The following is a 24,560-nucleotide window of genomic DNA, read 5'->3' on the forward strand; positions in this document are numbered from 1 at the left end:
CCGGCGGGAGGCCAAGTGGAATTAAGATGAACTTGAAACATTAATAAAAAGGGCAGCCAGCCTTAGTGGTAAAAAGTATAACTAAGGCAGCGCATTCGGATTCCGGATCATCCCTAGTGGGAAAAAGTACAACTAATCCGGCTAAAATCAGCCATATGGGGTGAGTGGGCCTCCATGAAGTGTACAAAATCCCACTAAAGCCCGTTAAAGCCAGAATTCCAGCCCATTAGTGTTACTTTTTACACTTCGCTTCAGTTCCCTATGTCAGGTTCTCCGGTTCAATTCATACAGCGTAAAATCTGCACAATGATCTCGGAGGCCGCGGGCATTGACTTTCAATATATTCCTGTTGACAACGAACCAATGAAGCAGGTATTCGGGGCGGCTGAATGGGAATTTAGGCGGATACCGTTGAAAAACCGGCTGGCCGTAACCGTTGACTGCCCGAGATCTTGTGGATCAGTAGAGCTTTGTATGGAATACAAAGTAACCGCCTATGCCGGCCTGAACCCAAATGTAACCAGCTTCTCGGTTAAACCCCAACAAAACAACCCCGCAAAGCCATCCATGCCGCTGACGCGGCACCACAGAGGATGGAAATGGGGGTGGATTTTGTTGCGTTTTCTTGCGGCCTTTAAGCGCTTATCCTCATCCGTAAAGTTATTTCCAGGGTAGCGGGGCCTTGGCTTCGATGATGACTCAGGTACTTTGCGGGGACCCAAAACATAAATTCTCTTTTAAAAAACAGACCGGAGACAGCAGCGGCAGACTATAGCTCCCGCCGGATGAACAGATACCCCCTAACCGTATGGCTGGGAGGCATCTTTATATTACAGAAGCGCCCTGGGGCCAGTCCCCTCAGGCGCTGCGCTTATTGGATTGGGACAAATCCGCGCTCGCCGGCACGGCCTGCCGGCTCTGCTGGGCCGAGATAAAGAACAGGGCTGTCCAGATCAGCGCAAAGCCGGCAATTTGCGGCAGTGTAACAAGCTGGTGGTAGACGATCCAGTTAATCAGAATGCCCGTCATTGGAAAGCTGAGCTCGGCAAGCGTTGCGAAGGAGGCTTTGGTAGTGTTGAGGCCTTTGTAATAGAGCAGCATACTGAGCAGTCCGGGCAGCAGCGCCTGCAGCAGCAGATTAACCGCAACTGCCGCAGATGCGCCTATGCCGCCGGTACTCTGCCAGGGCGCCCCCTCCATGCTGGTAATGACGAACAGCAACGGCAGCGCCAGGATGAAGCGCAGCGAGGTGACCGTCTCATATTTCATCGAACCGAGCAAATACCGTCCCATGACGGTAGAGCCGCCCCATAAAGCCGCGGCTCCCAGCGCCATCAGACTGCCCACGCCCATGAAGCTGTTCACATGTCCGAACGGAATCGTCCAGCCGAAGGTCAGCAGGTAGGTTCCCGCCAGAGCAACGATAATCAGCGGTCCGAAATTTTTGGGCAGACGTTCCTTCAGAATGACAGCGGCCAGGCCAATGGCGAACAGCGGCTGCAGCTTTTGCAGCAGGAGCACTGCATTGAAGTCACCGCTGGATAAGGCTGTGGTGAACAGAATGGTGGCTACGGCAGAGCCGCCCCACGATACAATCAGCAGTGCGGCAGCTTGGCGAAGGCGGACAGCCTTCAGCTCGGCGCGGTGCCGCCACAGCACAGGAGCTGCAGCAAGAAAGAGCACGGCATGCTCCAGCAGCACAATCTGTGAAGAGGTCAGTGACTTGAGCAGAATAATGCGGAACAGCGGATCGACGCCCCATAGCGCCGCTCCCAGGACTACCAGCCAGAAGCCGCTGCGCAGCGGTGCGGTGCGGGCATCTGAGGATGAAGCTGTAGCTTGACTCATAATACCATTCTCCTTGTCGATACAAACCCTCGATAAGAGACCAAAACCCCCGAAACGCCTAAGAAGGCCGTAGCTCGGGGGTTGTTAAGGCAAAGACAACAGAAATAACCCTGCCGCCCTTGTCTTATGATCCTCTCCCATCCGGACTTTACCGTCGGCTCTGGAATGTCACCAGATCAGTCCTTCCCTCTGCTGCCAGAGAAAAGAAGTCGCGGGCTTAGTTCGCTTTGAACATCACCGCCGGTCAGGAATTTCACCTTACCCCGAGAATCTTGTATTCCGTTATATTTTTCACAATCTCAGGATAACGCCGTTTGCGCTTTTCGTCCAGTGCTTTATGAAAATATTCACATTTCTTTCATCAGACGCAGCCTACCTGAAGACAGGGGAAGCTCATAATCCGGAAGAAATCATGCGGGAATTAAGATATAATAGAGCAGTGTGTTTATCCATATTTCCGCTCCAGGAAAGAGAGGCTGCAGTGAAAAGATCATTCGGCTTGAACCTGTTCTATACCCTGCTGCTTCTGATTGCTCTTGCCTTTGCCGGATTTATCGGCTATTTCTTGGCAGCCTTAACCCTTGGACTGGCCTTCTACGCACCGCTTGTAGTGGCCGTCGCCTGCGGGCTGGGCATTTATTCTGTAATCGCAATCTTCCAATTGCTCTCCCGCCGGTTCCGGCATCTGGCGCTGGCTGTTTTTGCCGGACTGTGCCTGCTTGCCACAGCCGGATATGAGCTGAATAAAGCTTATATGAACAGATTTGAGGTCGTTGACGACCGGGAGGTGGACCTGAACCGGTACAAACCGTTTGATGCCGGCTCCAGGACCGCAGCACTGGATAGGCCGGCGGCGTATCAAATCCAGGACCAGCTTCCGCGTCTGGACGGTGCGACAGCGCTGTATCCGCTTTATTCCGCTTTTGTGCAGGCAGTCTACCCGGAAGATCAGTACGATGTCTATGATTTCGATAAAGGCACGGTAATCTGTTCCTCCACCGCTTATGCCTACAAACGGCTGATCGCCGGAGAGACGGATATTGTTTTTGCGGCAGCCCCTTCCCTGTCCCAGCAGAAAGAAGCCCTGCGGGCTGGCCAAGAGCTGAAGCTTACGCCGGTCGGGCGCGAAGCCTTCGTCTTTTTTGTCAATAAGCGCAATCCGGTGTCGGGACTGACCACTGAGCAGATTAAGGATATCTATTCGGGAAAGCTAACCCGATGGAACGAGGTAGGCGGCAAGAATAACCGGATCCGGGCCTTCCAGCGGGAGGAGAACAGCGGCAGCCAGACCATGCTGGAGAACCTTATGGCCGGGCGCACGCTGATGACTCCCCCGCAGGAGGATGTGATGGATCTCATGAGCGGCATTATTAGCCAGACCTCCAGCTACCGCAATTTCAAGGATGCCCTTGGCTTCAGCTTCCTGTTCTATGCTTCGGAGATGAACGCCAATGATCGCATTAAATTGCTGGCCATTGATGGTGCAGAGCCTGACAAGGAAAGCATCCGCAGCGGGAAATATCCGCTTTCCACAGAGTTCTATGCCGTGACTGCGGGCAGCGCCAATCCTAATGTCCAGCCGTTTCTGGACTGGATACAGTCTTCAGAGGGACAGGAGCTGGTGGAAAAGACAGGCTATACATCATTGAAGCAGTGATTCCGGTTAGCCCCCTAACTCCCCGCTTCCTGCCAAGCAGACCCCGCTGGTTCAGCTGGTTTGCCACACATTCCAACTGATTTCCAGCTTTACCCATACCTTAGCTGCAGCCAAAAGAAGTTCATCATTTCCTAAGCAACAAAATAACCCCACAAAGTGGGGCCTTGGCTTCGATGATGACTCAGGTACTTTGCGGGGACCCCAAAACATATAAATTCTGATTTTTCAAGAAAGACGCCTATCGGCGTCCTATAATAAGAATGCTGCCATTTCAGTAGGGAGGAGAAGAATCATTTCGCGCTGATTTCACCGTCCAGCCGGCTTCGGGCGAATTCAAAGGCACTTCTGCCTTTGATTCCCTCGTCCTGCCGGCTTCGCGCGAATTCAAAGGTACTTCTGCCTTTGATTTCACCGTCCAGCCAGCTTCGCGCGAATTCAAAGGTACTTCTGCCTTTGATTCCCTCGTCCTGCCGGCTTCGCGCGAATTCAAAGGTACTTCTGCCTTTGATTCCCTCTATCTGCCCGCTGCGGACAACCCAATAGCGCAGTTTGCTTGGCCGAAATCCCGATCCATTCTTTCATATACAGCGCAGCCGTGAAATAACGGATAAGCTTCGCTTCCCCAAAACATATAAACCTGAATTTCGAAAGTAAGTATCCACAATTCGTCTAAAAAGCTCTACACGAAGGGATTTTTTGCTAAAAACAGCTTGCACCCAGTGGGTGATGGAAAAAGAGATTTTATCCCTTGTCCTATCTGGAATGGTTCAATTCACTTTCGAAATTCAGGATAAATTCTTATCTTTTGAGAAGAAACGGCTACGTCCTTGTATAGGACGGGGTGTTTCAGCGAGAAATAGAAGGATCATTCAGTGTGCCAGGCATATAAATTCTTTATTTAAAAAAAGAGCAGGTGGCCGGCAATTGCCCAGCCCTGCTCTTCAATTTATGCTCTGCAGCCTGCAGGCCGCCAACCGCCCAGCCGGTTACCGCAGCTAATCCCGCGCCCCGGCGGAAAAGGCCTTCGGCCAATTGGACGAAGCGGAGAACAAACGCCGCCGTTTCTCCGCATCCGGGTCCAGCACCACCCGCGTCTCTCCGTCAAAAACCAGCGTGGCACGCGTATCCGCGCTGTACTGCGGCCATTCCAGGCTGTCCAGGGACGGATCTCCCCGGTGGGCGAACGCCGTCCAGGTCTTCAGCATCCAGCCGGACAGCTGCTGCATTTCCGGAGTTACCGTTAAGCCGAGCTGCTTCAGCAGGTCCAGGTTGCCAAACACATACAGAATTTCCGCGCCGTGGACAGCCTTCTCCAGCAGCGGATGGCCGGGAACCGTCCAGTCGAAGCGGTACATCCAGACAGGGGCTGCCGCCGACTGGCTCTCGGCAAACGCAATGGAGCTGCCCCAGAAATAAAGATCGGTCAGGAATGCCGCCTGTCCCGCCCAGGATTTCGGATAATCGCCGGCAAGCCCGGCCAGATCGTCGATGCCCATCAGCAGCTCCAGCGATTTCAGTGACTGCTCGAAGCTTTCGCCTTGCCGTTCTTCCCGGAAGAACAGGCTCCCTTCATGCAGATTGGTGCCGATCAGCAGCGGAATCCCGCTGGCCGCACCGCCCGCTACAGCCCCAGCCGGCTCCTCCGGCAAGGTGGCAGGCTCCACTACCGGCTGGAAAAACATGCTGAGCGCTTCACCGGACAGCTTGTAGGCCATGCGCGCTGCCGCTCCAAGAATCTGCTCCGCCGGAAGGGTGTGCAGCAGCGTCAGATCGGCGCCCGGTGCAAGCCCCAGCTCAGCCAGCAGCGCCGCAGCAATCTCCCGGCCCTGCCGGGAAGGCAGGCTCTGTGCAGCTCCACTCTCCATGATTGCTCCCGCGAACAGGCCTTTCGCCGCAGGCATCGCCAGCAGCGCGGCGATGCTCATGCTGCCCGCCGATTCCCCGAAGACAGTAACCCGCCGCGGATCACCGCCGAAAGCGGCAATGTTGCCCTGCACCCATTCCAGCGCGGCGATCTGGTCCAGAAGGCCGGCGTTGGAGGCAAGCCCCCCGCCGAATGGGGACAGATGCAGAAATCCGAACGGTCCCAGCCGGTAGTTCACCGTTACCAGAACCACCTTGCCCCTGCGGGCGATATGGGTGCCATCGAACATCGGCTGGCTGCCTGCCCCGGTCACAAAGGTTCCCCCATGAATCCAGACCATTACGGGCAGGCTCTCCCCTGCTGAAGCAGGAGACCATACGTTCAGGTACAGGCAGTCTTCAGAATACACCGGAGACAATCCGCCAAACCGGGTGCCGCCGGTGCTTACAGGCTGATGGCTGACCGGCCCGAAGGAGAGCGCCTCCCTCACCGAAGCCCAAGGCTCCGGCGCCTGCGGCGCACGGAAGCGCAGCTGACCGACCGGAGGCGCGGCAAAAGGAATCCCGCGCCATATCTTCACGCCGTCCGCCTCGGCTCCCCGCACCTTTCCGTATAAGGTATCCGCCACTGGTGCTGTCATCTCTATCAACCTCTTCCCGTTATTCCTTGTTTTCTTCAATCTGCTTGTAAAGCCCGGAGCGGAACCGGAACCACTGGAAGACATGGGTAACGACCACTTTCAGCACGGCATATCCCGGTACGGCCAGAATGATGCCGAGCACTCCGAACATTTTGCCGGCGAAAATAATAACAAAAATAATCGTAATCGGATGAATCTTCAGCGTTTTGCCCATAATCTGCGGAGAGATAAACTTGCCTTCAATCAGCTGAACGGCGGTCCAGACGAACACCATTTTCAGCAGCATGAACGGAGAGGTCACCAGCGCAACGATCAAGGCCGGAGTAATGGCAATGGCGGGACCGAGATATGGCACGACTGCGGTACAGGCGGCGACAATCGCCAGCACCAGCGAATACTCAAGCCCGATAATCAGATAGCCGATATAGAGCAACGCGCCAATACAGCAGCTGACAATAATCTGCCCGCGGATGTAGGAGGCCACCTGGCTGTTCATTTCCGACATCACCATGCGGGTCTGCGGCTGCAGCCTCGTAGGAACGAACCGCAGCAGATAATCCGGCAGCCTTTTGCCGTCGAGCAGCAGATAGAACAGAATAAAGGGGGTAGTCACCACTGCAAGCACTATTTCCGTCAGCGCCCCCACAAAGCTCCCGACCCCGACCACGGCATTGTTCAGAAATGAGGTTCCCCAAGCGGTTGCTTTGCTCGTAATATCACTGACATCCGTCCCTACATTCTCCTGTATCCGCCCGAACAGCTCACTGCCGGTCAGGTTGATGAATTCCTCCTGAATCTGGGTACTGTATTTAGGAAAATTATCAATCAGCCCGACCAGCTGGGTGCGGATGATCGGAATCACCGTAAGCAGAATCAGCGTAATGATTCCGGCGATCACCAGATACAGAATAACGATGCCGTAAGGACGTCTGATCCGGCTCCTCCGCTCCATCCGGTCCACCAGCGGATTCAGCAGATAATAGGCAATTCCCGATAACAGAATCGGTGCGGCCACCGTATGCAGCAGAACTGAAATCGGCTTGAAGATAAACGAAATCCTGGAAAACACCAGAATGTTCACCCCGATCAGCAGCACAATCAGCAGCGTTAGCACAAACTTGTTATTCAGAAAAAACTTCTTGAATTTCTCCGGCCACAGCCTCTCCATCGTCCCCCGTCCTCCTTGCCACATTTGCTTCAATTTATGTGTGATTATTTGCACTTTGTAATAGCATAGTCAACACGGGGGCTGCAAGTCAAATTCCCTCCTGTTTTACATAAGCAACATTCATTAATTCCTTATCGGATCCCGCGTTCAGTCAAATTTGAGATCAGCAATCCGTCCGGCATGCTGAAAGCCGATCGACCGGTAGACCTTGTTGGAGTCAGGATTCTTGCCGTCCGCATAAAGGAGCGGAGTTAAGCCTTCACTCAGCAACCGGCCGCTCAGCTCAGCAACCAGCGCGCTGGCATACCCATGCTTGCGTTGACCGGATGGCGTGTATACATCGTTGATCCGGGCATGTCTGGGCGAGCGGTGAGTGATTTTGGCCATGGATACAGGCGCCTGGTCGACCACCCACAGGTATGAGCTGCCGGCGGCGACATCTTCGGCTGCTATGGCAAGAAAATCCTCGGCCCGCAGCCTCTCCCCAAAAGCATCCTGCAGGAAACCGGCCAAAAACTCCGCAATCACCGGAATATCCCCTTCCTTGGCCCGCTCCATGCGGCCGCTGACCCCGGCAGGCTTCCGCACTTCCAGACAGTGATAGACCTCCAGCATCATATGCGTATGATAGAGCTTGCCCTTAACTCCGCAAAAAGCCTCCGCAAACGTCTTCGCCAGCTCCGGCTGCGCTGAAATTCCGGGAAACTCGCAGCCGCCCACCCATTCCGCCAGCTGCTGTACGAGCTTGGTCTGCTGCTCCGCCCCAAGTTCTCCCGACACCCACAGCCAGGGATTATGCCCCTGGGATTGCGTGAAAATCAGCTTGCGGTCTGCCGAGGCCAGCCGGATAGCTTCGGGATATTCGGTAATCCTGTGAATCAGATTAAACCGTACCTCATCCAGTAAGAATGCCTCGCTTTGCAGCACCGGGTCTCCCGTTTCAAAGCTCTCAAACATCGCCGTTCCCCCCAATTTCCCTTTTCTCTTAATCATAAACTTCCCTTCTGCAAAAATAAACAGCCGCCGCCCAATTTATTCCCGGCAGCAGGCTGTTCTGCAGCAATGACATTTTTTGAGCCGGGCTCCCCGTAATAAATCATCGGTGCGCCTGGGCTTATTCCGTGTAATTTTCACTTCTTCTTTTTCCCCTTGGCGCCTTTCTCTGTCTGTGCCTGCAGCCCGCCATCATAGGTGTAGAGCAGATGATCTTTCAGCTGTTCGCCTTGAAGAAGCTTCCTCACCAGCTTCTTGCCCGCCTTGGGGGTCATCTCGCTGTACCAAACGCCTTCCGGATAAGAGATGACTACACAAGCGTCCGAGCATCTTCCGTTGCATTCGGTCAACGTGGTATGTATATTGCCTGCCGCCTCCTGCTTCTCAATCTCGTCCTCAATGGCATCAGCCACCTCGCCGCCTTTATTCTTCCGGCAGCTGCTTCCGCCGCAGATGAGCAGATGGTTAACCGTTCCTTGCAGATTCCAGGTCGTCATGAAATGCCACGCCCCCTTCTGAACACTAATACCCTCCTGACGGATCATTCTAAACTCTAGCCGCTCGATGGTTAACCGTCAATAGAATCAAGTCTTGGTTACCGGCTTCCCAAACTGGGGATAATAGCTTTAGCTTGCCGGATTCACCCAACCTTTATCAAGCAAGAAGGAGAATAACATCTTATGAAAATCCTCTTTATTTACGCTTTGCTCGCCTTTCTGGGCTTGTCCATCGTGATATCCGTGGATTGGTTAACCGGAACCCCATTATCCCAGTCGTTCAGCTTCCTGACCTCGATCTTCGCCACTACAACCTTTCAGGAGCTGGTGGTCATCATTATTTTTCTCTTTCTTCCGGTTTTTCAGATCGTGAAAGAGGCTTTCAAAAAGAAAACCGGTCAATGATGCTCCCGGTACCAGCCGAACCGCTTGCGCAAATGGTGTACAAGAAACAGCAGGATAGGAACCGCCGCGCAAAGGACCGGAAGGATATACTTCAGAAACACTCTCCCTTCATTCAGATGACTGGAGTAATTCTCTGCGCTGATAAATGAGATGAACAGCACCACTGCCCCCACAGGAATTACTAATTTCCGGTAGTCCTGAACCTTAAACAAATCCGCAGCAATTACAGTCGCCGCATAGCAATAGATGGACATTTTGAAGAACACACCAATAATTAGGGTTAAAATGACCAACGCATCCAACCGCTGGATAAAATTAGCCACATCGACCAGTGTGATTGTCGTGAATATGGGAAAGGCAGCCCTGCTGTAGAGGTCCTCTCCAAGTACGGATATTTCAATCGCATGGGTGAAGCTGAGCATCAGACCGGTTAAAATGACCGCCGCCGCGCCTGTTTTCCCGGATTTGCTTGATTTATTGAAATGGGGCAGAATCGTTGTGATGCATACCAGCTCACCGTAGGGAAATATCCAGATATTCGGATAGGCTGAACCCAGGGCATCTATCCAATCCTTGGCATGCAGAGGAAACAGATTTTTAAAATCCACCAACCCCGCAAAAATAACCATGGAAGTGCAGATCAGGCCCATTATCAGGATAATCCACATATAAATCTCCGCGGTTCTGGCAAAGACCTCAATACCCTTGTTCAGGATATACATAACGGCTATCACCATAATGGAGTTAATGATCAGAATCGGCGTCCTGTCATAAGAGGCCGAGATCAGCAGGTCTCCCGCTTCCCGCAAATTTCTGGAGCCGTTGAACATCAGCACCGGAATAAACAGCAGGCTTAGCGGCCAGCCGATAGCCTTTCCGAGGATTTTCTGTGTATACCCGCTGATAATCAGATTTGGAAATTTCCGGTAAAGGTTATTGTAAATCAGATACAGCATCACCCCTCCGGGCAGAGCCATCAGGATGGACAGCCATACCGCATGGCCGCTTTCCAGCCCTATAGGCACCACTATAGCGGTGCCCAATTCAAACAGCACAATCATGGCGAATAACTGGCTGGGGCCGATGACTTCTTTTTTCATATGGCAGTTCTCCCTATCCGATTCATTCAGAACCGGTTATTCCTCAGGCGACGTCAGCGGGGTCAACCGCATCCCTGTAGCCCGGATATAGGCTTTAACCTGGAGATCCAGTCTGCCTTTGGCAAAAGTTTGATCCCAATTTTTCTCGACGGTTTTCCATAGAGCCGGATTGACCCGCTTCAATTCATTGGAAAAGTTCAAGTAATCGCATTCGAGTCTTTGTGCGGCATCAAAAGCTATCTGTATTTCCTCCTTTGTCCGTTTCTCCATCTCCTTCTCCAGCTTTCTGATTTCCTTGTTGTTGCCCAGGTCCACATCGCTCCGCGTTTCATTGATATTTCCTTCTTCACTGACGCGGACATGGAAGACCGGCAGTCCGTTCTGCATGTCTATTTTGACAGTTGTCTTTGAAAATACCAGGTTTACGGCAACCCCGTCAGGCCGATCCTCGGAATCGATATTCAAATTGGTTTCGATGATTTTGTCGAGAATCCACTGGGTGCCCCTGGCTTCAGCCCCTTCGATCCAGTTCTCCAGCTTTCCTTTTTTGAATACGGCCTGGCCGCTCATCAGTATGGAGGTTTCCGCCTTCGACTGCTCCAGACTTGCCTTCTTCTGCCCGTTCTCCGCGCTGCCGGCCATGCGGACCCCGCTGACCGTAAAACCGCCGCCGCCCGTTAATTCCCTAATCAGCTCAAACACATTGACTTGCGGTGTTTCTCCCCAGACCTCGGAGGTGTTTTCCGTCTTTTTGTCCATCCCGATGGCAGGCACGCTCTCCTGCGGCAGCAATACCTTCAGAATGGAGGCGGCATCTGTATCTCTTGACACCAGAACAGTTGTATTCAGCCGAAGCTCATGCGATCTTTCAAAAATATCGAAAATATCGGTGATGCCGTTTTGTGCCAGTGATTCTCCCAGTACGAGCAGCTGTGTATGGGCAAAAAACAGCTGCCGGGTTGCCTGCTTCGAGGCCCGCCGCAGCGCTCCGAATACCGTCCGGTCGTTGGCCGAATAAATTGTAATCGGCGATTGGCCGGTGCTTGCCCCCTGGGTGGTGGCCGTTGCCGAGGGATTCACAACCTGGAACGTAACCCGCAGCTCCCCTGTCTCCGGAATCCGGTCTATTCCGATCCCGCTCACAATCGCAAGCTCGTTCAGTTCCCTGCTGTTCCAGCAGCCGGTCAGGCTCAGGGATAGAAGAGCGCACAGGATGAGAACAAGCAAGGCTTTGATTCTCATGCCTGCTTCCTCCCGTTTCCCTGTTTGCCTTTATCCGCTTTCATGCGGACACTGCTGTTGGCTGCCAGGCGAGGCCGGATCTTCATGAAATGGATAGGCGAACGGATAAAGGTGTCTTTCTGATCCTCAAGATTTAAAGGGGCCATTGGCGACATATACGGAACGCCGAGCGACCGCAGGCTGCATAAATGCGCAACCAGCATCAAGGCCAGAATCGCTATGCCGTAAAGCCCCATAAACGCCGCAACAAACACAATGGCAAAACGCAGAAACCGCACAGAGAGCGCCATATTAAAAGCGGGTGTCGTGAAGCTGGAAATCCCGGTTAATGAAACAATAATAACCATGGCCGGCGAGACAATCCCCGCCTGTACTGCGGCCTGGCCCAGAACCAGGCCTCCGATAATGGAGACCGTCTGTCCGATCGGAGAGGGCAGGCGGATTCCCGCCTCGCGGATGATCTCAAACGTAACCTCCATCATCAGCGCTTCAACAAAGGCGGGAAAAGGCACCCCTTCGCGCTGTGAAGCCAAATTAATGAGCAGCGGGGTAGGGATCATCTCCTGATGAAAGTTAAGCGCGGCCACAAAGACGGCAGGGCCAAACATCGAAATAAGCAAGCAAAGATACCGCAGCAAGCGGATCAATGTGGAAATATCAAACCGCTGATAGTAATCCTCCACGGTATGAAAAAACATAAAGAAGGTTGTGGGGGCAATAAGGACAAAAGGAGTTCCATCCACAAAAACTGCAATTCTTCCATCCAGCAAATTCCCCGCTACGCTGTCCGGACGTTCGGTGTTGTACAGTGTCGGAAAAGGAGAATACCCGCTTTCCTCAATTAACTGCTCTATATATCCGGACTCCAGAATGGAATCCACCCTGATTTCCTGCAGCTTCTCCTTCAGCTTCTTAATGGTATCTTCGTTTGCAACACCTTTCAGATACATAATCGCCACATTCGTCTGGGTTACAGCCCCAAGCGTCATTGGCTCTACCCAGAGATTGGGATTTTTAATTTTACGGCGGACAAGAGAAATATTGGTCCCGATCGTTTCCGTGAAGCTTTCCTTGGACCCGCGGATGGATACCTGGGTACCCGCCTCGGAGACAGGACGAACCTCTCCCCCGCTGGTGTTGCCGCAGAGCGCTTCTTCCAGGCCCTCAAACAGGATAATGGTATTGCCGGACAAGAGGGCTTCAAAGAGCTCTACCATATTTCCAGCCGGCTTAACCTTGCCGATATTCAGCGCTTTTTCTTTCATATAACTGTAAACTTCAAGACCTGTGGATAGCTTCTGCCCCGCCTCGTTTACAGTTTGAAAGGACATGGCATGGTTCATGAAATCGTCCACCATTTCTTTGTCCGTAATGCCTTCCATGTAAACAGCGGCCAGCTGAAGAGCGTTATCTATCGTTTCAAAATGGCGTATAATCAGATCCAGGCTGTTCCCCAGACCTTCCCTGATGCGCTGCAGATTGTCTTCAAGGTTCGCTGAGAGCGGAGCGCTTTGATTGCTGCTGTCAGCCGTTTGGGACGGTTTCGGATCTGTGGTTTGAGTAGCCATCATCAGCACCTCCTGCTCATACTATTCGCCCGCCGCCCTTTTTTTATGCAGGTTATGGAATGGGCACAGGCGTGGGCAATAGTGTTTGAAAGGCCCTTCGTGCCTGCACAAAGAAGCCGCGTGTACGCAGAATGCTCAGCGTACACGCGGCCTTTATTCGTTCTTCCACTTCAAATAACTGCCGAACTTGAGGACATTGTTATGGAAGCCTATGCCCGGGCTAGTACAACGTCCCGTAAGTTTCTTCCCGCTGTTAGAGTCTCTAAGCCAAAGCGAGAATCGTTCCCCGGAGTTGAGTTACGGAAGCCCCGCCGCAGCCTTCGTAACCGGAGCTGCCAAGTGGATTTTGTACCACTAAATTCTCCGGGATTCGTGCCACAACGGGATTAGTGGGATTTTGTACACCTAATTTGGGGAATTTCGGCGGCTGATCGCTAATTTGATCGAATTAGTGTTACTTTTTCCACTTCATGCTGCCAAGGGGGCCGAAAAGCTTCGATTAGTGTTACTTTTTCCACTTAAAGCCTGGAACGGCTCCCCGCCAGCACTGAACCCTGGCAACCATCAAGTTTTAGCTTGTCCCCCTCTGCCTCATGATCTTCAGGGCGGCCAATTTTACGCAGTTGACTTCTATAACGGGTGTAAGTACCCGTCAGGAGCTTCCGTCCACGCTGGATGCTGTTCTCAATCCGCAGCTTCAGCCGGCGGTCTCCTCCGGATCATACCTGCAGAAGGGCTGCTCCTTACGGGTAAATATCCCAATATTTTGTTTCTGTCAGGTTCGCACCCCGAACTTTGCTGCCGAGCCATTAATAAAAGTGCTTCGGTCTATTCACTTTGGCTTGCGAACCACAAAAGCAAATGTGAGATAACTCCCTTTCAGGGAACGCCGGAAGAACCCGTGCCTCTGCTGTATGAGCAGTTTGGCTTTATTTTACCTCTGCTAGCATGGGGGAGGAACTATTGAGAAACTGCACTAGTGTTCATCCACTACGCCAAGCGCTTTGTTCTTCTCCTTGAAGCGTTCATTATGCGAGGAGACGTAGGCAACCTTGGGAGCGTCGGGGTCCATATACAGCTTGGCGCTGTTGAGCGCCAGAACGGCGTCGGTGAAGGTTCCGGCAATCAGCCGGACCTTGCTGCTGTAATCCACGAAGTCTCCGGCGGCGAACACGCCGGGCAGGTTCGTCTCCAGCCTGCTGCTGACTTTGGCCCACCATTCCCCCATGTCAAGCCCCCATTCCCGGAGCGGCCCGAAATCGCTTTTCAGCCCGTGGTTCACTATCACTGCATCCACCTCAAGCTGCTCACTTTCACCGGAGTCCATATGGCTGACCGTAACCTGGTCAATCTTGTCGCCACTCCTGCTATGCAGCTGGCTTACCCTATGGGGAACCCGCACATCGACGGACGATGCCCGCATGCGGGCTATATTCTTCTCGTGGCCGCCGAACTGCTCACGCCGGTGCACAATGGTCACACTGGCGGCAATGGACTCCAGCTCGTTGGCCCAATCCACCGCCGAATCTCCACCGCCCGAGATCAGCACACGCTTGCCCCGGAACGGCTCCAGCTCCTGCACGGTATAATGAAGGTTCGTGACCTCGTACCGGTCCGCCCCCTCAATCTCCAGCTTCGCCATCTGCAGAATCCCGTACCCGATGGTCAGTATGACCGTGCGCGTCCAGTGGCGTTCGCCGGTAGCCGAGGTCAGAATATACGTGCCGTCCTCTTGCCGCTGCTGAGCGACAATCTGCTGCCCCAGCACGATGGCGGGATCAAAGGTCCCGGCCTGCTCTGCCAGCTGATCAATCAGCCTGCGGCAGAGAATCGGAGTAACTCCGCCCACATCCCAGATCATCTTCTCAGGATAGATGAGCATTCTTCCGCCCAGCTCTTCCTTGGCTTCAATCAGCTTCGTCTTCAGGTCCCGCATGCCGCTATAGAAGGCTGTATACATACCGGCAGGACCCCCGCCAATAATCGTCACATCGTATAGTTCCAGCTCTTTGCTCATGTAATCCCCTCCAAGGTTGTGTTGGTATTCCGGTAAGCTTCATCAACATTCAATTCCACTTTTTCACCACGCTTCTAAAAGCTGCTTCAGCATGCTAGGATCTGGTGCGGGCCAGCAAGTAGAGAAAATAAGGCGCACCGATCACGGCAACGACGATCCCGGCGGGAATTTCGGACGGCTGCAGAATCCAGCGGCCGATGGTATCCGCCGTCAGGACCAGCAGCGATCCGAGCAGCGCCGAAGCGGGCAGCATCAGCTGATGCTTCGGCCCCACCAGCCGCCGGGCCAGATGGGGTCCGACCAGGCCGACGAATCCGATTCCGCCGCTTACGGCGACACTTGCCGCCGCCAGGCCCACCGCAGCCCCCAGGAGCCGGAACTGCTCCCTGTTAACTGCCGCACCTAATCCCGTTGCCGTCTGTTCGCCCAGGTTCAATACATTCATGACTCTGGCCTTATAGACTACATAAGGGAGCAGAATGACAATCCAGGGCAGCAGCGACAGCACAAACTTCCAGCTGGTTCCCCAGATGCTGCCCGCCAGCCAAGTGGCGACAAATTGATACTTGTCCGGGTCCAGGCGCAATGTGAGCACAATCATTGCAGCGCTCATCCCCGCCGCCACCGCCACCCCGGTAAGGAGCAGCCGGATCGACGGGATGCCCTCGTGCCGCTTATAGGCAAGCGCATAGATCAATGCCGCAGTCGCTGCCGCTCCGGCAAAAGCCACCAGCGGAAGCATAAAGACCGGCGCGGCACTGGCTGCCGGATAAAAAGAAATCAGCAGCATCACCATAAGTCCGGCTCCGGCATTGATTCCAAGAATGCCCGGATCGGCCAGGTCATTGCGGAAGACGCCCTGCATTACCGCTCCCGACACCGCAAGCCCCGCTCCAATCAGAATTGAGATCACGATCCGCGGCAGGCGGAAATCGAACAGAATCAGCTCCTGCTTGTCCGTTCCCCGGCCAAGCAGGGTATGCAGCAGCTCAAGCGGAGTTAAACGTATGTATCCTGTATTCACGCTGATAATAAAAACAGCTGCAATCATGGCTGATAATACCGCAAGGATCTGTATTCCGCGTCTGCGTCCGCGTCTGCGTCTAGCCTCATCAAAGGATATTGCCGGTGTTTTGCGCATTCTACAGCTCCCTCCTTTCTTTGCGGGCCAGGTACAGAAAGAAAGGCACACCGATCAGTGCAAGGATCGCGCCCAGCGGCGTTTCATGCTGCGGAATAATCGTTCTGGCAGTCAGATCGGCCAGCACTACCAGCAGACTGCCAAGAACAGCCGAGCAGGGAATAATCCACCTGTAATCCACACCGACAAGATACCGCGTCAAATGGGGAATAATCAGACCAATGAAGCCAACGGCCCCCACCACGGATACTGACGAACCGGCAAGAACCAGGACAATAAGCGCTCCAGCCAGCTTCACAAGGCCTGTACGCTGCCCGAGGCCTTTGGCAACATCATCGCCCAGGCTGAGCATTGTAATGGAACGGGATAATGCGATCGCCCCCAGAACCGCTGCAAAAACCCAGGGAAACATGATCTTCAGCTGGAACCATTTCGTTCCGGCTATCCCTCCTGCATACCAGAAGGCCAAATCCTGTCCGATTCTAAAATACAAAGCCACACCCTCGCTCAGTGCCGAGAGCAGCGCACTTAACGCAGCACCGGCCAATACCAGGCGCGCCGGGGTAAGTCCGCCTTTGGCCAGGGACCCGACACCATATACGATTGCCGCCCCGGCACCTGCGCCCACAAAGGAATAGAGGATTAAAGCCATAAACGGCAGATTCGGCATAAACGCAAAGCAAAGCGCCAGCGCAAAGCCTGCGCCTGAGTTAATCCCCATCAGCCCGGAATCCGCAAGCGGGTTGCGGGTCATTCCCTGCATGATTGCTCCTGCCACAGCAAAGCTTGCGCCGATCATCACTCCGCCAAGCACCCGGGGCAGCCGCAGCTCGCGGATAATCTGATGATCCGTAATATCCGGATTGAAATGAAAAACAGCGCTCCACACCACCGAAAGTTCAATATCCGCAGCCCCGAACGAGACCGATACCGCGATCCCCAGCGCCAGGGCAATCAGTCCCCCGATCAGGATCAGCGTTGCCGCCCAGGGGCGCGAGCGGAGCTTCACCTCATTCTGCCGTTGACGGGTCCCGGTGCCGGCCGCTGTCTGCTGACTCATATCTTCCACCTTTTTCTCATGAAATTGATAATCATTATCATTATAACATTGTAATGGAAAGGGCCGTATTTTGGCAATGGACAAATGTGATTCTTGGCTTTAAAAAAAGCCAACCCCCGGCAAGCGTCCTGTGCAGGCGGCTTTTACCGGAGAGCTGGCGTGGCTATGCATGTGGAAAGGGTGCCCCGCCGCCAAATTCGGCTTTTGAGGCACCCTTCCCAGGTTCAAACACTATGCAATATGCCCTGCACCTAAGCTACAACAGCTGCGAAATGACCGTTCCCGACAAAAGCTGGCCCAGCGTCCGGTCCAGCGGCAGCGGCTTGTTGCCCAGGCAGGTGCGTACAGCGGTCAGCAGCACACGGACATCGTATTTGCTCGGATGCACAGGAATCACTTCTTTTTCCAGCGCCAGCAGGCTGTATACCGCCATCATCGCCGATCTCACCGAATACTCCACCGTGAACACACAGTCATCAGGCACTTCGGCAAATTGGCCGAGAAAAGCCAGATTCGTGCTGCCCTGCGGCACTACCTGCGGACGGTCACCCGCCACACGCGGCATAAACTGAGCGGTGATGTAAGGCATCATGCAAGGAATAACGTTGGTCGTATGCTCCAGAATTTCCGGAATCCGGTCCTTCAGTCCAATGTGACAGCACAGCTCTTCAAGCAGCTCGCGTCCGGTGCAATCACTCATTTTCTTCTTGATATAATTGCCCTCTGCATCAGGGAACAGGCCATACGCCCAGAGCACCTTCACATTATCCGGCTGGTTGATGAAATGCGGCTGCTTCGGTGCGGTCCACGACATCATCCAATTCGAATCCTTGATCGTCACCACGCCGCCCATGCCCGGCAGATCCCCGGTCAGCTCCAGCAAATAAGGGAATACAATGTCATCACCGGTAAACGTCATCGTAAAGGACAGCCATTTCGTCTTGTCGATGTCTCCGCAGAACACTTCGGGATGGCCGAAATCGGGAGACCTGGCGGCAAGCTTTTCCCATAGGCTCCAGCAGCCCCGCTCTGTAACCGAACGGTTGAGGACCGCCGGGCGGTCCATATCGCCCAGGGTTGAATTCTCTGTCATTGAGCCGTTCGTTACCATCACCAGATCATTGCGGGAGGTCGCAAGGGTCCTCGGAGCTCCGTTCACGAGAACATGAATAGCCGTAACCGTCTTCTCTCCGCCGCTGCAATCCACATCCAGATCGACGACCTGATGGCCCTTGTCAAAATGAACGCCCTCGCGCTCCAGCCACTTCACCAGCGGAAGGATCAGAGAATCGAATTGGTTGTATTCCGTATGCAGAATGCCCTTCAACTGATTCATTCCGGAGATCAGGTGCATGAATCGCTCCATATACCGTTTGACTTCAACGACACTGTGCCAATTCTCGAAGGCGAACATGGACCGCCAGAAATACCAGAAATTCGTTTCCAGAAAATCAGGCTCAAAAAACTGCTCAACCGTCACTGCGCCCAGTCTTTCCTCCGTCACCATCACCAGCCTGCCCAGCTGCAGCGCGTGTGCGGTGGACAGCCCCAGCGAGGAGAAATCGGCCTTCTGTCCCGCATTCTCCACCAGACGGCAGTGGGATTCAATCGGTTCGGCCAGGTTCAGCTCACGGAACTCATCCAGCACGGTCCGGTCAGGGTTGGCCAGTGACGGAATGAAGCCGAACAGCTCCATGAAGCATTCAAAATGCTCCTCAATTTCACGTCCGCCCCGGGCGCTGTAGCCGTCCTTGGCATTTCCCGCCCCGTCCATCGAGCCGCCGTAGACCGCCGATTGCTCCAGAATATGAATGTTCCGGCCGGGCATATGCCCGTCACGGATCAGGAATGCCGCCGCCGACAATGAGGCGATGCCTCCACCGGCCAGATATGCTTTTTTGGATGCAATGCCTTTCTTCACGAGCGGGTTAATTCTTTGATAGGTTCCCATGGTTCCTCTTCCTTTCGCCGCTTACGGCAAGGTATGTGCCTGACAACTGCCTTCACTATACCCGGCGCGGCAAAAGAATACTATGGACAGCTCGCCGCATCTGTACAGGGTTTACACATACGGCAGAGATTGTGTCATTTAACCAGGCAGCAGAAACAGCTGCGCCGTTCAGCCTAAGTTCTTTTTATTCGGGTGTTGCGTAACCGCGCTGCATACACCTTTTCATTATTCCTCCAGTTCATTGTACCGGGGTGGTCTGGTAGTTAGCCAGCCCCCGGGAGATGCTGCCGTCCATAATCCGGGCCACCTTGTCGACGACCTGGACAGGGTCGGTGTCCGCTCCTGCTTTTAGCCAATGGATCACCTGCTCCAGAACCGCCAGGGCGTAGAAATCGGCAATCTCCTGCTTGGCCTGCCGGCTCGCCCGTTCCCGCTCCTGCGCATCCAGCTCCTCGACAACCTTGATAATCACACCATAGATCACCCCGTACAGGAAGCCCTCCAGATGCTCGCGTCCCAGCGAATGGAAGGTGTTCAGGCAAATGGTTTTGTTGCTCTGGGTATAATACAGCACACTCAAGAACCCTTGCTTCCAGCCAGTGCAATTGTGGTATTGCCCAAGATCCCCGATAATCTCAGTCTGGTAGACCCAGCCAAGCAGCTCATAAATATCCTTAAAGTGATTGTAAAAGGTATGACGGGTCACCCCGCAATCGCCGGTGAGCTGCTGAATGGTGATTTTGTGCAGCGGCTTCGTGAGCATCAGCTTTTTGAGGGAACGCGCCAATGCGTTTTTGGTAACCTGTGAATAGGACATAGCTTCCAGCTGCCCCCTTTTCATGGATAGGACTTAGGATTGCATCTGCTGTGGACAACACTTGTCAATCTATGTAAAAGTTTACCTCAACTTCCAATCCGTGTGCAAGTGGTATGAAGTCTTAACCCATAAGCCGGAATTCCCGATTGCATAATCAGCGGTGCCGGTCTACAATACGGGACATGGACTGGAAAAGCGGTCAGCAATACACGATATTTCACAAGGACAATGACAGGGAGTGAGAGAAATTGAAGACAAGAAGGTACGGCAGAACGGGGAAATCCGTGTCTGAAATCGGCTTTGGCGCATGGCAGCTGGGCAACCGGCAGGACTGGCAGGCCATGGAGGATGCCGCGGCCATCCGGCTGGTGCAGGAGGCACTGGACCGGGGAATGAATTTTTTTGATACCGCTCCCAATTATGGACAGGGTGCCAGCGAAACGCTGCTTGGAGCTGCATTGTCCGGCAGACGCGGTGAAGCGGTAATCAACACCAAGTTCGGACATCAGGCGGATGGCAGTACGGATTATGGCGCGGGCAGGATCAGGGCATCAATTGAGGGCAGTCTGAAGCGGCTGCAAACCGGCTACGTCGATTCGGTGCTGATTCACAATCCTCCTTTTGAAGTGCTGGACGGTAATTACGGCCACTATGATGAGCTGGAGAAGCTGAAGGCTGAAGGTAAAATCCTCACCTACGGTGTCTCCGTCGATTCCTCCAGGGAAATGCAGGAGGCCGCCCGGCAGCCGGGCATCGGGGTGATGGAAGTGATGTTCAATATCTTTTATCAGGAGACAGCCGGGGCTTTCGAGCTTGCACGGGACGAAGACATTGCCCTCATCGTCAAAGTACCGCTGGATTCGGGCTGGCTTTCGGGCAAATATAACAGCCGGAGCACCTTCGAGGGTGTAAGAAGCCGCTGGTCACCGGAGATCATCCGCAAACGCGCTGCCCTGCTGGAGCAGATTCGCTTCATTGCCGATAAGGAGACAACCATGACCATGGCCGCCCTGCGGTTTATCCTGGCGTATCCTGCGGTAACCACCGTCATTCCGGGGGTACGCAGCAGGGAGCAGCTGATTGAGAATATCGCTGCCGGTGATGCGCCAATGCCGGAGGAGCATGTGCAGCGCCTTACGATGCTGTGGGAGGAAGAGATCCGGGGGCTGGAGCTGGGATGGTAAGCAGACTGGAGCACACGGCATTATAGCTCCTTCCTTCGGCAAAACGTAATTTCAGCCAAAAGGCGCCGCCTTCGGCATAATTTTTCAACCAGCTCAATTAAAACATCCATATTGTAATTATGAATACCGGGAATCCTCAAAAACGGTGTACATAATAGATGCAGCTTTCACTTTGTTCTCCTATATGGCTCAGTTCGTCAAAAAGTCCAGCACATTCATCCCGCTTGCGGTGTTCGCCTTGTACAGCTCGGTATAGCCGCACTCCCGGCAGCTGATGGTGATGAATTTTTTGTTCTGGACATCGAAAAGCTTCGCGAAGCTGCCTCCGGTTGCCTGAAATTGATCCACGGCGTACTCTTTACATCCGCATTTACTGCAAATAAATTGATTTCTAGCCATGGTACGCTCTCCTCCAAATGGTTTCTCTGATGTCGCATTCTATTGATAGTTATTACATCGGCAAAATCGGTGTGGAATATAATCTCATGGCGTATATTGATGCTAAAGACACAGGCTCTGCTTCAATCATATCATCCATAATTTTCCTAATCCAGTGATTGAGGTAAAAAAGTAAAAAAGGCCTACCCGCCTGTTCTTTGGAGCGGATCTGCATCATTCGATTTGGCAAGAGCGGATATGATGGCTCTGGTATCTGCCTTCCGCACTAATTTCCAGACAATTAAGCTGTTCGCCGTACGCGCAGGCACCATCTATCCCGATTTTGTCACCATGCGGACTGAACCAGATCTCCGGACTGTTATGTAATTCAAGGGTTGGGGTATGTCCAAAAACCACGGTCTTGTCAGTGGATGTTACCGGATGAGTGTAGAACGGCTCCCGGATCCAAATGAAATCATAGGACTTCTGGCTCCGCCAATTCTCTATTGCCGGATGAATCCCCGCATGCACAAAAAGATGCGCCTCCGTCTCGTAATACAGCGGCAGCGAGCTTAAAAAATTCAGATGGTCCTTGTATTCGCTCCGGATGAATTCCTTAAGCCTCATATATTCATTCCAGCCGGCATCCGGCTTGCGGAAATCCGAGTTCTCCCCGCAGTAGCTCATCAGCGTATGAAACCCGCCGTTGGTCAGCCAATGTGTATCCAGCTTGTCATCCTCATTCATAAGGGCATCGCAGGCCATTTTATCATGATTGCCCTTCAGCACGATGACTCCCCACTCCTGATGAAGCTCCATGACTTGCTGGACGACAGCTCTGCTGTCAGGCCCGCGATCCACATAATCTCCAATCAGGACCAACTGGTCTGCGGCCGGATTATAGTTCACTTTTTGAAGCAGCGCGCCTAATTCCTTATAGCATCCGTGGATGTCGCTAATGACCAAGGTTCTGATAGTTCTCCCTCCCCACTCTGGATGTCTGCAGATCAGAATATTAATTATACCTGAAAAATGCTGTTTTGTTGTGTTTCCAGCTTTATCTTCCATATTTTCGCAATAAAGCTTCTGGACTTCTGTCAGTGCCGGACCAAGCCTCCAGCCTGATCATCCCACCGCCAAGAAACCTCATGTCCGTGAAGATGCAGCCCCCCGAACCACTCGTCAATGCCCTGAACGGCAACACGGTCCGCCGCTCCATTCAGCACTTCTCTGCCCAATTCCGTCAGAATGACCTGGAGGTTCAGAAACCCAGGAATTTGGCTGACATCCACATCAGGCTCCGCCCCGCCGATCCTCAGCAAGGGAGAAGCACCTCCCCCCAGCGCACGAAGAAACTTCCAATATTCGAGATCGCCCAGGCCGAGCACATGCAGCGCATCAGTTACCCGGCGGAACAATCCAAGCGGCGTATCCACTCCATCACGGACGGCATCAAGCGTAGCCTGTTCCACAAGGCCAAGACCATTCCGCTCCGAGGGCAGCCGCCGGAGATGCGCTGTGAAGGCTTCATGGGCAAAAGACAGGCCGGAGACTGCCAGTTCTGCTTGCTTCTTGTCCAGCAATTCAGCCATTTGAACCGGATCAGGAGAAGCATACGCCTGCCAGAGCTCGCTCCCCAGGGCCAGCTCTTGCCGCCCGATGGTCCGCCAGGTCCCGGATAGGGTCTGCAGCTGCGCCGGAGTCAGCTGGCCCAGACCATGAAACCGTTCGATTCCCGGATACTCCCCAATACAGAGCAGGCTCAGCTTCGTGCGGCCCAGCTTCTGTCTTTTGAACCAGTCCAGCAGATAGGCGAGCATGCTCTGATCGAACAGGTCATGCTCGAACCACAGCACGACTTCATCATACCTGGCATATTCACGAAGCTTCCGCTCTTGCTCCCCGCAGCTCCCGATATATTCGCCGGCCGGAATGCCCAGCGTTTTCTCCAGAACCCGCGCCCGCAGCGCCCGTTCTTCAGCACCTGCCGGATTTGCAAAAACCGGCCCCGCGGGGTAAATCTCTCTCCATACAAGCACATCACCCTGTACAATCCCCTGCTTCAGCATTTCGCCTACAGTATCACCGTTAACAATATGCAGCATGTTTTGGCCTCCCCCATACAAATGCTTGAACACAGAAACGAGGTCTGCTACCGGGAGCGTCCCCTTCAGCTTTTGGCGGGCATCATGCAGCCGCTTCTTCAGCGTCGGCACCGGGGTACCCAGATAATCGGAGATCTCCTGAAGAGAATAGCCGTAAAAGTAAAACAGCCGCAGAGGCACGCGCAGCTTGGCAGACAGCGCCTCCACCGATTGCTGCAGAACCTGGCTCTCCTCCCTACGCTCGGCTATTTCCTCCACCCCCGGCGATCCCCCGGATACCTGCCCAGCCTCTTCCAGAGGCAGCATCGAATGGCGTCTGCGCCGCAGCGTCCGCTGGCACTGTCTGACGACAATGGTCTTGAACCAGCCCGGAAAAGCGGACGGCTGCTGCAGCTTCCCCAAATTCTGATAAGCCTCCATGAAGGCCTCCTGAACGGCATCCTCCGCGAGATGAACATCCTTCAGCATATCATAGGACACCGCATACGCCATCCCGCGAAAATGCAGCATCAGCTGCCCGAACGCCTCCGCATCCCCTTGCCGCGCCTCTTCAATCCACTGCCTCATACGCCCCTGGCCTCATTTCTTTCATATTCTTAATTATAGGTGCCGCCATTACCGGAAAAGGTTACAACGCCGCCGGAGAAAAGGACCGGATGGGATTTTTAACGGATATGCCTTCTCGAGATTTCTACTAAAAAAATTATCCGGCCATTAAAAATATCAAAATGCATCTTCACATTAAACCGGGCCGCATTGTGCCTTTTCTTTTGCCCAAAAATATGCGGCACTGGGTTATGAAACCTCCATTGAAACGCCCCAGGGCAAGGACATCAACGACGATTTACAAGCATTGCGCCAGATGACGGAAGAAGCTCGTCAAGTCACAGAAGAAGCAAGATATGGCCTTAAAAGATGATGGAGG

General features: G+C 53.7%; 19 protein-coding genes and 1 riboswitch. Of the genes, 3 read left to right on the plus strand and 16 right to left on the minus strand.

What is annotated here, in order from left to right; all coding sequences use genetic code 11:
• Positions 1–858: 858 nt before the first annotated feature.
• Positions 859–1,848 carry a DMT family transporter gene (locus tag HYD27_RS16250; protein ID WP_219216830.1) on the minus strand — a complete coding sequence of 330 codons (990 nt, stop codon included), beginning with the start codon at positions 1,846–1,848 and terminating at the stop codon, positions 859–861.
• A gap of 125 nt (positions 1,849–1,973) precedes the next feature.
• Positions 1,974–2,123: riboswitch (FMN riboswitch) on the minus strand.
• 206 nt (positions 2,124–2,329) lie between these two features.
• Between HYD27_RS16250 and HYD27_RS16255 the strand changes: the two genes are divergently transcribed.
• Positions 2,330–3,505 carry a PstS family phosphate ABC transporter substrate-binding protein gene (locus HYD27_RS16255; RefSeq protein WP_219216831.1) on the plus strand — a complete coding sequence of 392 codons (1,176 nt, stop codon included), beginning with the start codon at positions 2,330–2,332 and terminating at the stop codon, positions 3,503–3,505.
• 995 nt (positions 3,506–4,500) lie between these two features.
• Here the strand turns inward: HYD27_RS16255 and HYD27_RS16260 are convergent.
• From HYD27_RS16260 to HYD27_RS16275, 4 genes are all read right to left on the minus strand, one after another.
• Positions 4,501–6,009: a carboxylesterase/lipase family protein gene (locus HYD27_RS16260; protein ID WP_219216833.1), complete on the minus strand. Its 1,509-nt coding sequence runs from the start codon at positions 6,007–6,009 to the stop codon at positions 4,501–4,503.
• 19 nt (positions 6,010–6,028) lie between these two features.
• Entirely contained in the window at positions 6,029–7,177 is a 1,149-nt protein-coding gene (locus tag HYD27_RS16265) for an AI-2E family transporter (protein WP_219216835.1), read from the minus strand.
• A gap of 147 nt (positions 7,178–7,324) precedes the next feature.
• Complete coding sequence (locus HYD27_RS16270; protein WP_219216837.1) at positions 7,325–8,170, minus strand: GNAT family N-acetyltransferase; 846 nt, start codon at positions 8,168–8,170, stop codon at positions 7,325–7,327.
• Positions 8,171–8,307: 137 nt separating this feature from the next.
• A complete protein-coding gene (locus tag HYD27_RS16275) occupies positions 8,308–8,667 on the minus strand; it encodes a (2Fe-2S) ferredoxin domain-containing protein (protein ID WP_219216839.1) in 360 nt (119 codons plus the stop codon).
• A gap of 183 nt (positions 8,668–8,850) precedes the next feature.
• Between HYD27_RS16275 and HYD27_RS16280 the strand changes: the two genes are divergently transcribed.
• Complete coding sequence (locus HYD27_RS16280; protein WP_219216842.1) at positions 8,851–9,072, plus strand: YczF family membrane protein; 222 nt, start codon at positions 8,851–8,853, stop codon at positions 9,070–9,072.
• On the opposite strand, the gene HYD27_RS16285 is transcribed toward HYD27_RS16280, so the two are convergent.
• From HYD27_RS16285 to HYD27_RS16320, 8 genes are all read right to left on the minus strand, one after another.
• A complete protein-coding gene (locus HYD27_RS16285; RefSeq protein WP_219216843.1) occupies positions 9,066–10,172 on the minus strand; it encodes a GerAB/ArcD/ProY family transporter in 1,107 nt (368 codons plus the stop codon). The two genes, HYD27_RS16280 and HYD27_RS16285, sit on opposite strands and share 7 nt — an antisense overlap.
• 36 nt (positions 10,173–10,208) lie before the next feature.
• Entirely contained in the window at positions 10,209–11,414 is a 1,206-nt protein-coding gene (locus HYD27_RS16290; RefSeq protein ID WP_219216845.1) for a Ger(x)C family spore germination protein, read from the minus strand.
• The gene (locus HYD27_RS16295; RefSeq protein WP_219216846.1) at positions 11,411–12,982 is read right to left on the minus strand and encodes a spore germination protein; all 1,572 of its coding nucleotides are present in this window, start codon (positions 12,980–12,982) and stop codon (positions 11,411–11,413) included. The genes HYD27_RS16290 and HYD27_RS16295 overlap by 4 nt, the downstream gene beginning before the upstream one ends.
• Before the next feature lie 976 nt (positions 12,983–13,958).
• On the minus strand, positions 13,959–14,999 hold the full coding sequence (locus HYD27_RS16300) for an NAD(P)/FAD-dependent oxidoreductase (protein ID WP_219216847.1): 1,041 nt from the start codon (positions 14,997–14,999) through the stop codon (positions 13,959–13,961).
• Between the two features lie 94 nt (positions 15,000–15,093).
• Positions 15,094–16,140: a FecCD family ABC transporter permease gene (locus HYD27_RS16305; RefSeq protein WP_219216848.1), complete on the minus strand. Its 1,047-nt coding sequence runs from the start codon at positions 16,138–16,140 to the stop codon at positions 15,094–15,096.
• Between the two features lies 1 nt (position 16,141).
• Complete coding sequence (locus HYD27_RS16310) at positions 16,142–17,200, minus strand: FecCD family ABC transporter permease (RefSeq protein ID WP_219216849.1); 1,059 nt, start codon at positions 17,198–17,200, stop codon at positions 16,142–16,144.
• Positions 17,201–17,456: 256 nt separating this feature from the next.
• Positions 17,457–19,151, minus strand: coding sequence for an oleate hydratase (locus HYD27_RS16315; protein WP_219216850.1), 1,695 nt, complete (start codon positions 19,149–19,151; stop codon positions 17,457–17,459).
• A gap of 238 nt (positions 19,152–19,389) precedes the next feature.
• A complete protein-coding gene (locus HYD27_RS16320; RefSeq protein WP_219216851.1) occupies positions 19,390–19,968 on the minus strand; it encodes a TetR/AcrR family transcriptional regulator C-terminal domain-containing protein in 579 nt (192 codons plus the stop codon).
• 248 nt (positions 19,969–20,216) lie between these two features.
• Here HYD27_RS16320 and HYD27_RS16325 point away from each other — a divergent pair, with 248 nt between their 5' ends.
• Positions 20,217–21,152, plus strand: a complete 936-nt coding sequence (locus HYD27_RS16325; RefSeq protein WP_219216852.1) for an aldo/keto reductase — start codon at positions 20,217–20,219, stop codon at positions 21,150–21,152.
• 189 nt (positions 21,153–21,341) lie between these two features.
• On the opposite strand, the gene HYD27_RS16330 is transcribed toward HYD27_RS16325, so the two are convergent.
• The 3 genes from HYD27_RS16330 to HYD27_RS16340 all read right to left on the minus strand — a co-directional run bounded on the left by HYD27_RS16330 (position 21,342) and on the right by HYD27_RS16340 (position 24,202).
• On the minus strand, positions 21,342–21,551 hold the full coding sequence (locus HYD27_RS16330; RefSeq protein WP_219216854.1) for a zinc ribbon domain-containing protein: 210 nt from the start codon (positions 21,549–21,551) through the stop codon (positions 21,342–21,344).
• A gap of 213 nt (positions 21,552–21,764) precedes the next feature.
• On the minus strand, positions 21,765–22,496 hold the full coding sequence (locus HYD27_RS16335; RefSeq protein ID WP_228745169.1) for a metallophosphoesterase family protein: 732 nt from the start codon (positions 22,494–22,496) through the stop codon (positions 21,765–21,767).
• A 131-nt stretch (positions 22,497–22,627) separates the two neighbouring features.
• Positions 22,628–24,202, minus strand: a complete 1,575-nt coding sequence (locus HYD27_RS16340; RefSeq protein WP_219216857.1) for a sigma-70 family RNA polymerase sigma factor — start codon at positions 24,200–24,202, stop codon at positions 22,628–22,630.
• Positions 24,203–24,560 lie beyond the last annotated feature (358 nt).

Origin of the sequence: Paenibacillus sp. S150 (assembly GCF_019352175.1) — a bacterium.
Lineage (GTDB): Bacteria > Bacillota > Bacilli > Paenibacillales > Paenibacillaceae > Paenibacillus_AQ.

Excerpts from the sequence above, each read along its gene's own strand:
- HYD27_RS16330 (WP_219216854.1), bottom strand. The coding sequence starts at position 21,551 with ATGGCTAGAAATCAATTTATTTGCAGTAAATGCGGATGTAAAGAGTAC.
- HYD27_RS16285 (WP_219216843.1), bottom strand. The coding sequence starts at position 10,172 with ATGAAAAAAGAAGTCATCGGCCCCAGCCAGTTATTCGCCATGATTGTG.
- HYD27_RS16320 (WP_219216851.1), bottom strand. The coding sequence starts at position 19,968 with ATGTCCTATTCACAGGTTACCAAAAACGCATTGGCGCGTTCCCTCAAA.
- HYD27_RS16275 (WP_219216839.1), bottom strand. The coding sequence starts at position 8,667 with ATGACGACCTGGAATCTGCAAGGAACGGTTAACCATCTGCTCATCTGC.
- HYD27_RS16260 (WP_219216833.1), bottom strand. The coding sequence starts at position 6,009 with ATGACAGCACCAGTGGCGGATACCTTATACGGAAAGGTGCGGGGAGCC.
- HYD27_RS16250 (WP_219216830.1), bottom strand. The coding sequence starts at position 1,848 with ATGAGTCAAGCTACAGCTTCATCCTCAGATGCCCGCACCGCACCGCTG.
- HYD27_RS16290 (WP_219216845.1), bottom strand. The coding sequence starts at position 11,414 with ATGAGAATCAAAGCCTTGCTTGTTCTCATCCTGTGCGCTCTTCTATCC.
- HYD27_RS16340 (WP_219216857.1), bottom strand. The coding sequence starts at position 24,202 with ATGAGGCAGTGGATTGAAGAGGCGCGGCAAGGGGATGCGGAGGCGTTC.
- HYD27_RS16310 (WP_219216849.1), bottom strand. The coding sequence starts at position 17,200 with ATGAGTCAGCAGACAGCGGCCGGCACCGGGACCCGTCAACGGCAGAAT.
- HYD27_RS16300 (WP_219216847.1), bottom strand. The coding sequence starts at position 14,999 with ATGAGCAAAGAGCTGGAACTATACGATGTGACGATTATTGGCGGGGGT.
- HYD27_RS16280 (WP_219216842.1), top strand. The coding sequence starts at position 8,851 with ATGAAAATCCTCTTTATTTACGCTTTGCTCGCCTTTCTGGGCTTGTCC.
- HYD27_RS16305 (WP_219216848.1), bottom strand. The coding sequence starts at position 16,140 with ATGCGCAAAACACCGGCAATATCCTTTGATGAGGCTAGACGCAGACGC.
- HYD27_RS16270 (WP_219216837.1), bottom strand. The coding sequence starts at position 8,170 with ATGATTAAGAGAAAAGGGAAATTGGGGGGAACGGCGATGTTTGAGAGC.
- HYD27_RS16315 (WP_219216850.1), bottom strand. The coding sequence starts at position 19,151 with ATGGGAACCTATCAAAGAATTAACCCGCTCGTGAAGAAAGGCATTGCA.
- HYD27_RS16265 (WP_219216835.1), bottom strand. The coding sequence starts at position 7,177 with ATGGAGAGGCTGTGGCCGGAGAAATTCAAGAAGTTTTTTCTGAATAAC.
- HYD27_RS16295 (WP_219216846.1), bottom strand. The coding sequence starts at position 12,982 with ATGGCTACTCAAACCACAGATCCGAAACCGTCCCAAACGGCTGACAGC.